This is a genomic window from Pseudoalteromonas sp. NZS100, from assembly GCF_015864815.1.
GTDB classification, from domain to species: domain Bacteria; phylum Pseudomonadota; class Gammaproteobacteria; order Enterobacterales; family Alteromonadaceae; genus Pseudoalteromonas; species Pseudoalteromonas distincta.
The window spans coordinates 111,792-127,446 of the sequence record NZ_JADYWM010000008.1 but is presented as its reverse complement, the minus strand read 5'-3'; the positions used below and the strand labels follow the sequence as shown (position 1 = coordinate 127,446).

Below are 15,655 nucleotides of genomic sequence, written 5' to 3'. Positions count from 1 at the left end.
CTCTGCACACAATTATAAAAATAAGCGGTATTGCTTATTCACTCTCTTTCCATAAAATATGACAAAACGGAGCATCTTTATCACGACTAATCAAAATTTTAGCAAACAAAACATCATCATTTTCAAATTCTAAACCAACTAGCACCTGAATAAAGTGCTCTGGCTCTATCTCAAGGGCAACAAAATCTTGCCACTGATCGTCTGGCTCGTCTTCTTCGATAAAGCCTAGGTCTTCTCTAAACTCATTAAAGTCTTCAACATCTTTATCACTCAAGTTATTTGGCGCTAGCTCTAAAAAAATATCATAAGCTTGGTGAGTAGCTTCTTCTACCGTATATAAACGTGGACCCGACATATGTGCTTAACCTTAAGCTTTTAAGTTGCGCTATATTATCAAATCTCATCATCATTTTGATAAAAAAAAGCGTAAAACACAGACTTTTTTGTAACTGAGTCATGCTTTATTCAGCATACAACTCAAACAATAAATAATAATTTAACTAACCCATTGAATATCAAGATTACTTTTTTAATTTAAGCTTAAAATAACAACGTAAAAAATTTTATTATTTCAAGTTCTAATTGTTTAGCTTTTTCTCATCTAAATCTAACCCTTTAAGACTACAGCTTTAGCAATAAATTCCATTTATTTAAAAAATACCGTCACTTTACTTAATTCTTATAACAACATAAGCTCAACTAACAGGTCAGAGGAGTGTGTAATGATAAAACTAGAAAAACAAAATGGCATTGCAACCGTCACGCTTAGCAGAGCAAAAAAACAAAACGCATTAAGCTTTGAAATGTTTGTAGAGCTAAACAAAGCCATTAAAAACATAAAAAGAGATCGCAGTATTCGTGCTGTAGTAATAAAAGGCGATGGCGAGCATTTTTGTGCAGGCCTTGATATATCAGCCGTAATGGCGGCACCATTGAATATTATAAAATTATTGCTTAAATGGTTACCTGGCAATCAAAATTTAGCGCAAAAAGTAGTATTAGGCTGGCAGTCACTGAGTGTGCCCGTTATTGCACAAATTGATGGCAACTGTTTAGGCGGAGGATTACAAATAGCACTAGGTGCCGATTACAGGATTGTTCATATTGATGCCAAGCTTGCCATTATGGAAGCGCGTTGGGGGTTGTGCCCCGATATGGGCGCAAATGTAATGATGAGCGGTTTAGTTAAGCGTGACCAAGCCCTTTGGCTTGCAAGCCACGCAAACCTAATCACAGCACAACAAGCAAATGAGCTAGGTTTAGTTACTCAGCTTACCGATGATACTCAACAAGCCACGCAAAACATGCTCAATACATTACTTGAGCGCTCACCCGATACGCTTGCTGCTATTAAACGTGTTACACAACTTAGCTATAAACCAAACCAACGAAAAATACTCGCTAAAGAAACCTTTAGCCAAATTCGCTTATTGCTAAACCCAAACACTAAAAAAGCAATTGCTAAAGCAAAAGGAAAAGCGGATATAACCTACGCAAATACAAAGCACTGGTAGACTATTGCACAATGCATAAAAGAGTTTGATTTGTTAAAGTTAAGCTCTTATCTTTTCTGTGAGCCACTTTGATGAAATATCTGCTCAGTAGCGCTATTATTTTACTATGTTTAGCCTGCGCTAAACTCATTATGCACTTTATTGGTGGAAGCTTTCCTGCACCGTTACTCGCTATGGTTATTTTATTAGTTTTACTCTTGTCGGGTATTGTAAAAGAGCAACATATAAAACCATGCGCCTCCCCTATTTTAAATATTATGCCTATATTTTTCATTCCTGCTGGCGTGGGATTTATTGAACATCTCGGCCTTATAAAATCGCACTGGGCATTTTTAGCATCAGTTGTGGTGCTTGTCCCTATAACTACCTTATTGCTTGTTAGCAGTGTAATTGCGTACTTTAAGGGAAGAGAAAATAATGACTAATTTTACTTTTTCCGCTATTTCAGAGCTACAGCCTAATTTATGGTGGCTAAGTATTCCTTTTATTATTGTATTATTTTTAGCACTAAGGGCCGTAAACCAAAGTATAAAAAACAGCGTATTTAAATCGCTCACCAACCCCGTATTTTTAAGTATTAGTATTATCGCTTTACTACTCGTTAATCTAAATTTGCCTTATACGCAATTTGCCACGCACAGCAAATTACTAAGCTGGTTATTAGAGCCCGCAATTGTGGCTCTAGCGCTTCCTTTATATCAGCAGTTTACACACGTACGAAAAAATCTATTACTCATAGTCGCAACATGTAGCTTAGGCATTGTTAACGCAACCGTTGTGGCATTTTTGCTAAGCATATTATTTAACGCACCTGCACAGCTAAGTGCATCTGTTGCCGCACTCAGTGTGACGACCCCAATATCTTTAATTGTTACCGACTCGTTAGGAGGGATTAGCTCACTTGCTGCGGCTTTAGTTATTTTTATTGGTTTACTAGGCGCTTTATTTGGTTTTATGCTTTTTAAACTCATTAATATTTTTAATCACGAATCTCAAGGCGTTGCCATGGGCACAGCTTGCCATGCAATTGGGACCGCTGCTGCTATTGCTGAGCATCCAAAAGTAGGCGCTTACTCATCAGTTGCAATGGCACTAAGTGCTTTATTAACAGCGATTATAGTGCCGCTGTTATATCCATTTTTAGTCAACATTTTGCTATAGTTGGAAAAATACAACATAGCCCTAACATAGAGCGCTTTATGATCAGTTCTGAAATCGAACAGTTTGAAAAATATTACACCATGCTTACTGAGTATATGGTTACCTACAGTATGCAAATTGTTGGCGCTATTTTTATCGTCCTCATTGGTTTGTGGATAGCACAAAAGCTTGCCAAATTTGTAGCCGCGTTAATGACCCGCCATAACGTTGATATTACGCTCACAAACTTTGTCAGTAGCGTGGTAAAAGTACTGCTCATTGTAATGGTTATAATTATTGCACTTGGCAAAATAGGTATCAGCGTTACGCCATTTGTAGCAGCCATTGGTGCTGCATCTTTAGGTGCTGGTTTAGCGCTGCAAGGAATGCTTTCTAATTATGGTGCAGGCCTTGCCATTATAGCCACTCGACCTTTTGTTGTTGGTGATACTATTGAAGTTAAAAATGTAAGCGGCCAAGTTAAAACAATTGAGCTTGGCTACACTATTTTAATCAATGAAGAAAAAGTAGAAATTACTATTCCAAATAAGCACATAGTGGGTGAAATACTTCATAACTCATTTAGTTACTCATTGGTCAAAGGTGAAATAGACATAGCCTATAGTGCTTGCTCTGATAACGCGATTAGCCTCATTGAAGACGTACTTAAAGCACATGAATTAGTCGCACAAAATCCGTTATCACAAGTGGGTATTGAACGCTTCGCCGATAGCGGTGTTACAATAAGCTACCGATATTGGGTGCCTACTACTAAAATTATCGAAACCAAACTGGCTATTAACGGTGGTGTTTATAAAGCAATTAATAACGCTGATATTGAAATTCCATTCCCTCAACGCGTCATTACAATTAACAAAGCCGACCTAGAAAGCTAATTTATTTTTATTTTGAGCTTGCATATCTGCAAGCTCATCCTTTACTACCCCCCCCCCTCTGCTCAGAATAAACTCAAATAGTTGTGTTATAGATTTATTTGCCATATAAATAGTGTTAATAAATATCAATACGCACTTAATTTTAATAATAAAAAAACAATAATGAGTAATGATGATGCGCAACCCCTTCTACCTAGGCGATTGGCAAGTAACACCTTCAACTAACTCAATTCAACTCACTGGTAAAGCCAAACAGTTAGAGCCCAAAGCGATGGAAGTTTTATTGCATTTGTGTCAAAAAAATGGCGACATTGTAAGCAGCGATGAATTGCTCAATAAATGCTGGAAAAATACTGATATTGGCGATAATCCATTACATAAAACTATCACTCAGCTAAGAAAAGCGCTCGGTGATAAAGCCAATGAACCACATTACATTGAAACTATCCGTAAACGTGGCTACCGCATTATTGCAAAATTATCTTTTCCGTTAGCAGATCCTATCCCAAGCACTAAGAGTACATGGCAGGGAGGATCCCCTTTCTTAGGCCTGCGTGCATATAACCCAAATGATACCCACGTTTTTTTTGGCCGTACCCAATCTATAGCTACCCTGCTGGAAAGGATATCTAGCCAGGTAAATTACGGTCGTGCTTTTTGCTTAATACTTGGCCCTAGTGGTACAGGTAAATCCTCGCTTGTTAATGCTGGAATTTTACCAAAACTGCTAGATGAGCGAGGCTATAATGGCATCGGGGTTATTTCCTACACCCAGATCGACTTTGCAGATGTGCATAAAAATAGACTTTTTCTAGACTTAGCTTCTGCATTACTTGATTGGGATATAAACGCCCAGCCTGTGTTTGAAGGATTAAGCGCGCAAACACTTGCAGAGCAACTAGAATTGGCAATAGATGGCGTAATTAACGCCATACAAGCTGCACTTAGTAAAGCCTCTACACAACTTAAAACACCCCAGTTATTTTTATTTATTGACCGCTTAGAAGTACTGCTTTCTTCTCCTATATTTAGTAGCGAAACACGCAGCCATTTTTTATCGGTTATTGAACGCTTAGCAATCTCTAAAGCTGTGATTGTATTTAGTGCGTGTCGTAACGACTTTTACCCTTTAGTGGTTGAACAACCAAGTTTAATGGCTGGCAAAGCTCATGGCGCGCACTACGATTTAACACCGCCAAACCGCCAAGAACTCCAACAAATTATTCGCCTGCCAGCGTTAACCGCTAATTTAACGTTCTCCAATGACCCACAAACCCAAACACCACTGGATGAAATATTGTGCGCCGACACAGCCAATAACCCCGATGCATTGCCCATGCTGCAATACACATTGCAAGAGCTGTACTTACAGCGCAGTGATAATAACGAGCTACTGCACAGTGTTTACACAAAACTCGGGGGTATTGAGGGCGCCATAGGCAAAAAAGCAGAAGATATATTTATTGACCTTAGTAATGAGCAACAGCAGCAACTAAAAAGCGTATTATCACAACTGATCACTTTAAACCCAGATGGTAAAACCATTACGAGCCGCGCTGCCCGCTGGCAAACATTAACCAACACAAGTCAAAAAGAGCTTGTGCAAGCCATGGTCGATAGCCGTTTATTTGTATCGCATTTACAAAACCAAGAAGCCTGTTTTAGTCTTGCTCACGAGGCATTATTGCGTCAATGGCCGCGCGCAAAACAATGGATTAATGACCATAAAGATGCCTTAGCAATAAAAAGTCGTTTACAACATCAAGCACAAAATTGGATAGATGAAGGTAAAAGTAGTGCTTACCTCCTAGCGCCAGGTAAACCGCTACAAGAAGCGCAGCTATTACTTAACGACAAACTGTTTAAATTAGATGATAACGAGCATGCTCTTATCAAAAGCTCTGTAAAAAAAACAAAAACAAAAATAAGAGCAAAACGAGTGACCGTTACTTTATTGTGCTTACTTACATTTACCGCGTTATTAATGAGCTTCACTAGTTTTAAAGCCCAACAACATGCGCAAAAAAAACAGCTTGAGGCCGAAAGCTTACTGGGGTTTATGGTCGGCGACTTTGCCGATAAATTACGTAGCGTTGAACGTATGGACTTACTTGATGGTATTAGTAATAAAGCACTTGAGTATTTTACTGATCAAACTGACGATTCAAGTTCACTTTTTAACTTTAGCGATAATAAAGCACAATTTAACAACCGTTTTCAGTACGCACAAACCCTCGAAGCAATGGGTGAAGTAGCTTATTCGCGCGGCAAAACCGATGAAGCCTTTACCGCCTTTGAAAACGCCCGCACCCGCCTTGAGGCACTCTTAAAGATCCAGCCAAACAATTTAGAACTATTAACGCTTGCAGGTGCCAATGCCTTTTGGCTCGGCCAGCTCCATTATGATAAAAGTAATTACGCCGCTGCTGAACCGCTCTTAAAAAAATATCATACTTATAGCGAAATCATGTATTCATTAGCACCGAATGATTTTAACTCGATTATGGAGCTATCGTATTCGCATAATTCGCTGGGATCTTTATATTTAAAGCAATTTAACTACACTGCCGCGAAACAACGCTTTACAGAGTCGCTTGCTCTTAAAAATAAAGCCCTTGAGCTTAAACCCAATAATAAAAACTTATTACGCGATAAAGCTGATACCATCAGTTGGCTGGCAAAAACAGAAGAGAGATTAGGTAACTTTAATACAGCAGTAGATATGCTGGAAAATGCAGTTAAAGTAGTCAACAAAATGACTGCACACTACCGTGATGATGCAAGCCTTTTTTATATGTCAGCAAATATACTTATGCAACAAAGTTATTTACTGAGCTATTTAACTGATAAAAAGATCGCCTATCTAAAAGCTCGCTTTGCAAATGAAATTATAAATGAGGCTATAAAGCAAGATCCAAAAAATAATGAATTTCAACATATGTATTATCGTTCATTAGCGCAGTTGATAATGTTGTCTGATGACAAAAGGACTGATTCTAGAATAAAAAATATCATTAGCTTTCTGGGTATCCAAGATTTCAAGAGTAATATCACTATCAATATACAAATTATCCTTATTCAATATTTTATAGAAAGAAACTCATTGACTAAAGCACAAGAATTATTAACTAGCCTTGAGAGTGACGAAGACTATAAGAAGCACACCGCTAAACAAATTAAAATTGGAGATAACGTAGCCTTCACAAATATATACCTACTCAAAGCTAAATTAGCTGCAACGAGTGAACAGCGAGAGCAATTGTGCTTAAATGCGCTTCAAGCCATTGCTAAAACAGCAACAATAAATCAAAGCATTAAAATAACCTACCCGCTTGTACAGGCGTACACCTGCTTAAATCGAGCAAACGAAATACCAGAAATAAAAGCAAGCCTAGTAAAATTTGGTATAACAAACTTTCAACTTTAACCCTATATACAAAGGAAATAATATGACAATTACTTTAGAAAAAGTCGACTTTCAAGTACATATTGAACTTAACGATAACAAAGAGGCTGTTTTTAGCTACAAAAAAATGGCGAAGACGTTACTGGTGGTGGTATGGTAAGAACCGAAACTGCCAGTACGTACACCCTAGATTCATCAACAGTTCAACAAGGCTTTTTTTTCACAGGAGCCACAATCACTGACAAAGTAGGTACTTGTGCTCAAGATTTCAGCCATAAGCTAAGCGATAACCGCCAAGCAATCACCATCACAGACACCGCTGAAAACTCAGGTACAGCGTGTTTAATATTTAATGTTGAGTGTAATGGCAAAGCCTATAAAAGCGCCGACCCTCAGATTATAAATAAAGACGAAAATTAATTTATAACACCTAGTTATTGATTTTAAATTGCACAAGTATAATTTGCCCCTGTGCAATTTATTTATAAACTAACTACCTTTTAGGTAAGCACTGACACACTTCAATAAAAACAAATAAAATCATAAACTTAAAACAGAAGGTTACCGAAAGGTTTCAAACCCAAAAATTAAATAAACTACTAGACATAAAGTTTCATTAACAATAAAAATGAGCAACACCATGTCTAACAATAATGAAAATAGCAAAGTAAATAACACCGACAACGCTGTATCTGCATTAATGAGCAGCATTTCTAATACCGTTAACAATGAAAAAATAAGCGCGATTATTAATGTTACTAATGTGATGGCCGATGCTATTTTTATTGTAAATGCTGAAGGGATTTTTGAGTCGGTAAATCCTGTTGCAGCAAAAATTTTTAATATGCAGCTTGAAGAAGTAATTGGTAAAAAATGGCAGTATTTTTTACATGAACAATACCGTGAAGACTACAACTACATGTTTGAAAGCTGGAAAAAAAATTATCAAACACCGCTTAATCATGGCCCTAAAGAAGTAAAAATAATTAAAGCAAATGGTAACTTTTTGGACGTAGAATTATCTGTATCGTGTTTACCCGAATCGGTAGTCGCAAGTACCCCACTTTTTATTTGTATAATGCATGATATTTCAAAGCACGTTAAAAAGTATAAAGTACTGGAAAACGTAGCCAAACTTGATCACCTCACTGGTATTGCTAATCGTTGTACTTTAGAAAAAACCATCATTAAAAATTGGCAAGAGTGCATAGTTAACAAGCAGCCTCTTAGTTTTATACTTATTGATATTGATTACTTCAAATTATTTAACGATAACTTTGGCCATGTAAAAGGTGATAAGTGCCTTCAAAAAGTCGCTCGTACAATTGAAGAGTGCTTACCATCTAAAGACAGTTTAGTAGCACGCTATGGTGGTGAGGAGTTTGCTGTTGTGCTGCCTCGTTCGCACATTTCAAATGCACAAATGATTGCTAAGCGTATTCAAGAAAAAATACTCAACATTAATTTTAGAGATCTCGGTTTACCAGCGAATGTAAAAATAAGTGTAAGTCAGGGTTTAGCATGTGAATACAATAATCAATACAGAACATCTGAGGCATTAATATGCGCGGCGGATACTGCCTTATACAGAGCGAAGTCGGAAGGTCGTAATAAATTATGTATAAAGTGATGTACTAACTATTTGGTATAGCATTTATCTACTAAAATAAAAAAACCGCAATTGCGGTTTTTTTATTACTTGAGAAAAGCTTAAATTGTACTAGCTCAGACTTGATCTGACAGTTACCCATTTTTCTAATGGTGACTGTTAGTTTAGATTTGAGCTAAATTCTTTTCTGCCCAAACCTTTTTTCCATCCAGTAATGTTTCAAGTGGTGTTCGACCGCAACATACTTTTCCTTGATGAGTCCGATCATTGTTGTAGTAATCCATCCATTCGTCCAGATCTTTTTGTAGTTCTTCCATTGAATCGTACAACTTTTTGCGGAATGTGATTTGATAGAACTCGTTCAAAATCGTCTTATGGAAACGCTCACAGATACCATTTGTTTGCGGGGACATTGCTTTCGTTTTTGTATGATCGATGTCGTTAATTGCCAAATATAGCTGATAATCATGATGCTCTACTCGCCCACAATACTCAGTTCCTCGGTCAGTTAATATTCGAAGCATAGGCAACTTATGTGCTTCGAAATAAGGCAATACTTTATCATTGAGCATGTCAGCCGCTGTAATTGGCGTTTTCGTTGTGTAGAGCTTCGCAAAGGCGACTTTGCTGTAGGTATCCACAAAGGTTTGTTGATAGATACGACCAACACCTTTAAGGTTACCAACATAAAATGTGTCTTGTGAGCCAAGATAACCGGGATGCGCTGTTTCAATTTCACCACAGGCTTCATCGTCATGCTTTTTCTTTCCTAGCGCAGCAACTTGAGCGTCAGATAAAATAATGCCTTCATTAGCGACTTTGTTTTCCAATGCTTTCAATCGTTTTTTTGAAGTTTTCTAAATCGTGACGCAACCAGATTGAACGAACACCACTACCTGAGACAAACACGCCTAACTTACGAAGCTCATTGCTGGTTCTATGTTGACCGTGAGCAGGATAGTCAACTGCATAGTTAATGACGGCTTGCTCTGTTTCTTCGTCAACGCGATTCTTTATATTTGGTGTACGGCGGTTCTTTTCGATTAATGCATCGATACCACCTTCATTAACGAGTTCTTGATAACGATAAAATGTATCTCGTGATACGCCCATGACTTTACAGGCTCTTGATACATTGCCTAGTTCTTCGGCAAGGTTAAGTAAACCAGCTTTGTGTTTTATGATTGGATTGTTAGTATGCAACATGAGAGTTACCTTTTTGTTTGTTTTGATTTAAAGATTCGACACCTTTATCAAAACGGGTAACTCTCACTTTTTCAAGTTGAATTGTCAGATCTTGTCTGAACTAATACACTTAAATATCGATTAGCAATCCTTCGTCCTTTTTAATCTTTTCGATCACCATATAAGTATGATGAGTACCCACGCCGGGAATATCTACTAAGTCGCCAAGAACTTGTCTATATTCTTCCATATTAGAAACGCGAATTTTTAATAAGTAATCATAACCACCAGCAACCATGTCACATTCGACTACTTGTTCTATCCTTAATATGTGCTCTCTAAATACTTTAAATACAGCTGTATTTGAAGCAACAAGCGATACTTGAACATGCGCTACTAAGCTCTGATTAAGTTTAGCTTCGCTAAGCTTGGCATAATAGCCTTCAATATACCCTTCTTGCTCTAATCGTTTAACCCGATCTAGGCACGGGCTGGCACTCAAATTAACCTGTTTTGCGAGGTTAACATTAGAAATTCTGCCGTTCTTTTGAAGAACGTCTAGTATGGCTAAATCAATGCGATCTAGCATGCGTAATCTATTTGGAATTGTCATAACAGAATTTTATGCGGATAAGTTAAATTTATACCCTGTAAATTATCGTAAATCGCGAAATTTAACCAGCATATTCTGCTGAATTTTAATTAGAATGCACTCACAATATCACTGGTAATTTATTGGTAATTAATTTTACTTTAATTCTTAACATCCTGAGGGTTGCTTATGTTATTCAACGGCGATTTAACTACTACTTGTCCTATCAGACAAAGAATCCGTGATTTTTACCGCATAGATGAAAATGCAGTTATTGATCATATTTTACCGCTTGCAGAAGTAGGCGTAAAAGCACGAAGTCGTGCCTGGGAAAGAGCCCGCCAGATTGTTTTGAACATTCGTAAAGAGCAAGATGGGCAAGGCGGTGTTGATGCGCTTTTAAATGAATTTTCACTCTCTAGTGAAGAAGGCGTTGTATTAATGTGTTTGGCCGAAGCACTGCTTCGCGTACCAGATAAAGCAACTCAAGATGTACTTATTCGTGACAAGTTAGCCAAAGGTGATTGGAGCTCTCATTTAGGAAGCAGCGATTCTTTATTTGTAAACGCATCTTCTTGGGGATTATTAGTTACCGGTAAAATGGTTAACTACACAGACAAAACTAAAGAACAACAGTTCGGCATGCTTAAAAAGACCATTGGTCGTTTAGGTGAGCCAGTTATTCGTAAGTCTGTAAACTTTGCTATGAAAATTATGGGCAAGCAATTCGTAATGGGTCGTACCATTGACGAGGCAATTGAACGTGCTGCCGAAACAGAGCAAAAAGGTTATGTGTATTCTTACGATATGCTAGGCGAAGGCGCGCGCACAATGAAAGATGCGAAGCGTTACTTTGACAGCTACATGAATGCTATACACTCAATTGGTAAAGCGGCTAATGGTCGTGGTCCAATTAAGAGCCCTGGCATTTCAGTTAAGCTTTCTGCTATTCATCCACGCTATGAGTTCACTCATAAAGACCGTGTGATGGAAGAAATTGTACCAAAGTTAAAAGAACTTGCTCTTGCCGCTAAAAAATACGATATCGGCTTTACCGTTGATGCAGAAGAAGCAGACCGTTTAGATATTTCATTAGATGTAATTGAAGCGGTATTCAGTGATGAAGATCTTGGTGATTGGCAAGGATTTGGCTTAGCGGTTCAAGCCTATCAAAAACGCGCTATTTTTGTAATTGAATGGCTAACTGATCTTGCAACCCGCGTTGGTCGCAAGATGATGGTACGTCTAGTAAAAGGCGCATACTGGGATACTGAAATCAAAACCACACAGCAAGATGGTTTAGATCACTATCCAGTATTTACCCGTAAAGCAACAACAGACGTTTCTTACAAAGCGTGTGCTATTAAAATGCTTGAAGCGCGCGATGTGCTTTATCCGCAATTTGCTACACATAACGCTTACACTGCCGCAACTATTTTAGAAGTAGCAAAAGGCGACAACACTGGTTTTGAATTTCAACGTTTGCACGGTATGGGTGAGTCATTATTCGACCAAATCGTTAACGAAGAAAAAATTCAGTGCCGCGTGTATGCCCCAGTTGGTCAACACGAAGACCTCCTTGCGTACCTTGTTCGTCGTTTATTAGAAAATGGTGCTAACTCATCATTTGTAAACGCCATTGTAGATACAACAAAACCTGTTGAATCATTACTTCCAGACCCTGTAGAAACATTGCAAGGCTTGCGTAACAAGTACAATACGCAAATCAAAATGCCAATTGATTTATACGGTGAAGAACGTGCTAACTCTAAAGGCATGGATTTAACCGACATTAACGTTATTACCCCTTTCAAAGAGAATCTTGAAACATGGTTTAACGAGCACTTAATTGAGCAAAGCCAAGTACCTGAAGGCTCACTTGCAGTTAAAAACCCTGCAAATCACAAAGAAATCATCGGCCACGTTAAACTGCAAACTGGCGAAGAGATGAAAGTATTACTGGCTAACGCTGAAGCTGCACTTGAGTCATGGTCACAAACACCAGTAAGAGAGCGAGCTAACTTACTGCGTCGAGTTGCTGATATCTTAGAGCGTCATCACGACGAACTTGTTGCTATCTGTATTAAAGAAGCAGGTAAAGTAGCGCAAGATGGTATTGATGAAGTACGTGAAGCGGTTGATTTTTGCCGTTACTACGCGGCGCGCGCTGAGGAGCTATCGCAAGATGAGCGTTTTGAAGCCCGTGGCGTTATTTTATGTATTAGCCCGTGGAACTTCCCGCTTGCAATATTCTTAGGCCAAGTTGCCGCTGCGATTGTTACAGGTAACACTGTAATTGCAAAGCCTGCTGAGCAAACAAGTTTAATCGCCCTTCGTGCTATTGAACTAATGCTGTCTGTTGGTTTACCTGAGCATGTTGTTCAACCGGTTATTGCTCGTGGTTCTGAAGTAGGCAAAACAATTGTTCCTGATGAACGCATTCAAGCGGTTATGTTTACAGGCTCTACTGAAACAGGCACATTAATTTCTCAAACACTTGCTGCACGTAACGATATTCAAGTCCCGTTAATTGCAGAAACAGGTGGCCAAAACTGTATGATTGTTGACTCAACGGCGCTTCCTGAGCAAGTAGTTGACGATGTGATCAGTTCTGGTTTTCAAAGTGCTGGCCAACGTTGTTCTGCTCTTCGTGTGTTATTCATTCAAGATGACGTAGCAGATGGCATTATCGAAATGCTTAAAGGTGCGCTAGCTGAGCTACACATTGGCGACCCATCGTTACTATCAACTGATGTTGGTCCGGTAATTGATGAAAAAGCACTTAAAAACTTAAACGAGCACGTTGAGTACTTAAAAGGTAATTCTATACTTCATTACGAGTGTAAAATCCCGGATAACACGCAAAATGGCGCATACTTTTTTGCTCCTCGTTTATACGAAATTAAAGACTTATCAGTACTTAAACGTGAAGTATTTGGCCCATGTGTTCATATTGTTCGCTTTAAATCGAGCGAACTTGATGATGTGATGGATCAAATTAACAACACAGGTTATGGCTTAACAATGGGTGTACATTCACGTATTGAAGAGCGCTGTGAGTACCTTGCTAAAATGTCACGTGCAGGTAATGTTTACATTAACCGAAACATGATTGGTGCTATTGTTGGTGTGCAACCATTTGGTGGCCGTGGTTTATCAGGTACTGGCCCTAAAGCCGGTGGCCCTAACTACCTTCAACGTTTAGTAAAAGAAAAGGCATCACCAGATAACGTGCAAATGACAAACCTGACGCCAGATGAGCTTGATTTACACCACTACAGCGGTGCAAATGAGCAAGTTAAAAAGCTAATGGCTAACTCAATGCGCGATGAAAAAATCTGGCGTGCAACACCACTAAACGACCGTGTTTCGGCTGTGCGTCAGTTGCTTGCTAAAATCGCGACGGTAGAAATTATCGACGATTTAGCAGACGATTTAGCATTAACATTATCAGAAGCTCGTGCACAGCTTAACCGCCTTGAAAAGCACATGCGTAAATTTACTACCCTGCCAGGGCCAACGGGTGAGTCTAATACACTTCATCTAGAAGCGCGTGGTTGTGTAGTGTGTTATGCAGATAAGAGTACATCATTTAACTTCTGGGCATTGTCTATCATTACCGCTATTGCCGCAGGTAATACAGTAATTACTGTAGCGTCTGAGCTGTTTTATGATGAAGCTGTTGCCTTTAAAGATAAATTTATCTCTACAGGTGTTGCTGAAGGTGTTTTCCAAGTAGCTAAACCTAATCAGTTACAAGCTATCTTGGCTCACCCTCATTTAGCTGGTGCGGTAGTTGCTGCTCGCTCGTCTCGTTTAGGCTACTTTAGCCAACAGCTTGCACAGCGTAAAGGCGCAATTTTACCGGTAATTAGCTCTGAGTATTACGATACATTAATCAAGCGCTTAATTACTGAAAAAACAATTAGTATTGATACAACAGCATCAGGCGGTAATACCTCGCTAATGACGCTTGTTGAAGATGATGAATAATTAAGCTAATAGTTTTTCACTAAAAAATAAAATAAGGCACTGTAAAGTGCCTTTTTTATTTGGTCGTTACGTATAAGTTTGTTAGTTTAAAAGTAGATTAACAACTGAAGCCGTGAAATTGAAAACCATTCCTATTACTAAGTTAGTCCCAGGTATGTTTGTGCAAAGCGTTACCAAACAAACTGGCAGTATTAAAATTAAAAACCAAGGCTGGGTTAAAACTCAAGCTGGTATTAATAACCTAATAAAAGCAGGTATTTTAGAAGTAGAAATCGACCCAGATAAAACCCTCATTGATTCAGTCCCTGAAAAAGATCCTATAGCTACACCTACAACAAAAATAAAGCGTGATCCTTGGCAAAAAATAAACAGCGCTGAGCAAGAAATGGGAAAAGCAAAAAAGCTTTATGACGAAGCAAAAACACTGCAAATAAAAGCATTTAAAGATATAAAAGCTGGCCGTGATATAGATATAGCGCCGTTTAGAGAACTGGCAAGTGGCTTTATGGATTCTGTTTTTAGAAATCAAGATGCCCTAGCCTGCCTTACCCAAATGCGCCAAAAAGATGCCTACCTACTTGAGCACTCAATTAATGTATCAATATTAATGGGTATTTTTGCAAAACACTTAAATATAGAGAAAGATACTATTGTTGAGCTGACTACCGGCGCACTATTACACGACATTGGTAAAATAAAAATCCCTGATGAAGTGCTAAACAAACCTGGGCGCTTTACAGACGACGAATTTAAAATAATGAAAATGCATTCGCTTTTCAGTAAAGAGATATTAGAAGATTCTGGGTTAACAGGGATCGCGGTAGACATTGCAGGTATGCACCACGAAAGACTCGATGGTAAAGGCTACCCGTTTGGTAAAAAAGGTGACGAGATAAGTCAGTATGTGCGTATGGCGTCAATTGTAGATGTTTATGATGCACTTACCGCAGAACGTGTTTATAAAGCAGGCATGGAGCCAATAAAGGCGTTTAAAATATTAAAAGACGGGTGCCCAGATAGCTTTGATCCTGTGCTGCTTAATAAATTTATTCAATGTATTGGCATCCATCCGGTAGGAACACTTGTAAGGTTATCGAGTCAAAGAGTGGGTTTGGTCACCGAGAGTAATCCGGGGGCACCACTAAAACCTGTCGTTAAAACATTTTACAGCGCTAAGCATAGCCGCTACACCGAAGTAAAAGATATTGATTTATCTAATAAAAAAACTGTAGACACTCTTGAGTCAGCGGTTAAACCTAAAGAATATAATATTGATTTAGAACGCTTTTATAAAAATTCAATATTATCCTAAGCACTATT

11 protein-coding genes and 1 pseudogene are annotated in these 15,655 nt (G+C 38.5%); 9 read left to right on the top strand and 3 right to left on the bottom strand.

What is annotated here, in order from left to right:
- Window positions 1–34 precede the first annotated feature (34 nt).
- A complete protein-coding gene (locus I6E69_RS10590) occupies window positions 35–355 on the bottom strand; it encodes an HI1450 family dsDNA-mimic protein (RefSeq protein ID WP_002958729.1) in 321 nt (106 codons plus the stop codon).
- 367 nt (window positions 356–722) lie between these two features.
- On the opposite strand from I6E69_RS10590, the gene I6E69_RS10585 reads away from it, so the two are divergent.
- The 7 genes from I6E69_RS10585 to I6E69_RS10555 all read left to right on the top strand — a co-directional run bounded on the left by I6E69_RS10585 (window position 723) and on the right by I6E69_RS10555 (window position 8,586).
- Window positions 723–1,514, top strand: a complete 792-nt coding sequence (locus tag I6E69_RS10585; protein ID WP_149602242.1) for a crotonase/enoyl-CoA hydratase family protein — start codon at window positions 723–725, stop codon at window positions 1,512–1,514.
- A 71-nt stretch (window positions 1,515–1,585) separates the two neighbouring features.
- Complete coding sequence (locus I6E69_RS10580; RefSeq protein ID WP_002958731.1) at window positions 1,586–1,939, top strand: CidA/LrgA family protein; 354 nt, start codon at window positions 1,586–1,588, stop codon at window positions 1,937–1,939.
- A complete protein-coding gene (locus I6E69_RS10575) occupies window positions 1,932–2,675 on the top strand; it encodes an LrgB family protein (RefSeq protein ID WP_169059746.1) in 744 nt (247 codons plus the stop codon). Before I6E69_RS10580 ends, I6E69_RS10575 begins: the two co-directional genes overlap by 8 nt.
- A 38-nt stretch (window positions 2,676–2,713) precedes the next feature.
- Window positions 2,714–3,550: a mechanosensitive ion channel family protein gene (locus I6E69_RS10570; RefSeq protein ID WP_002958733.1), complete on the top strand. Its 837-nt coding sequence runs from the start codon at window positions 2,714–2,716 to the stop codon at window positions 3,548–3,550.
- A 172-nt stretch (window positions 3,551–3,722) separates the two neighbouring features.
- Window positions 3,723–6,977 (top strand): winged helix-turn-helix domain-containing protein, encoded by a 3,255-nt coding sequence (locus tag I6E69_RS10565; protein WP_197121245.1) that lies wholly within the window; start codon window positions 3,723–3,725, stop codon window positions 6,975–6,977.
- 132 nt (window positions 6,978–7,109) lie between these two features.
- The gene (locus I6E69_RS10560; protein WP_231619762.1) at window positions 7,110–7,376 is read left to right on the top strand and encodes a DP-EP family protein; all 267 of its coding nucleotides are present in this window, start codon (window positions 7,110–7,112) and stop codon (window positions 7,374–7,376) included.
- Between the two features lie 220 nt (window positions 7,377–7,596).
- Window positions 7,597–8,586, top strand: a complete 990-nt coding sequence (locus I6E69_RS10555; protein ID WP_197121227.1) for a sensor domain-containing diguanylate cyclase — start codon at window positions 7,597–7,599, stop codon at window positions 8,584–8,586.
- A 143-nt stretch (window positions 8,587–8,729) separates the two neighbouring features.
- Here I6E69_RS10555 and I6E69_RS10550 read toward each other — a convergent pair.
- Both I6E69_RS10550 and I6E69_RS10545 read right to left on the bottom strand, forming a co-directional pair.
- Window positions 8,730–9,771, bottom strand: a pseudogene (locus tag I6E69_RS10550) (IS481 family transposase).
- Window positions 9,772–9,880: 109 nt separating this feature from the next.
- Window positions 9,881–10,363: a winged helix-turn-helix transcriptional regulator gene (locus I6E69_RS10545; protein WP_024596882.1), complete on the bottom strand. Its 483-nt coding sequence runs from the start codon at window positions 10,361–10,363 to the stop codon at window positions 9,881–9,883.
- Window positions 10,364–10,531: 168 nt separating this feature from the next.
- Here I6E69_RS10545 and putA point away from each other — a divergent pair, with 168 nt between their 5' ends.
- Complete coding sequence (gene putA / locus I6E69_RS10540) at window positions 10,532–14,335, top strand: bifunctional proline dehydrogenase/L-glutamate gamma-semialdehyde dehydrogenase PutA (RefSeq protein ID WP_024596881.1); 3,804 nt, start codon at window positions 10,532–10,534, stop codon at window positions 14,333–14,335.
- Window positions 14,336–14,453: 118 nt separating this feature from the next.
- Window positions 14,454–15,647: an HD-GYP domain-containing protein gene (locus I6E69_RS10535; protein ID WP_002958741.1), complete on the top strand. Its 1,194-nt coding sequence runs from the start codon at window positions 14,454–14,456 to the stop codon at window positions 15,645–15,647.
- The last annotated feature ends 8 nt before the right edge of the window (window positions 15,648–15,655 follow it).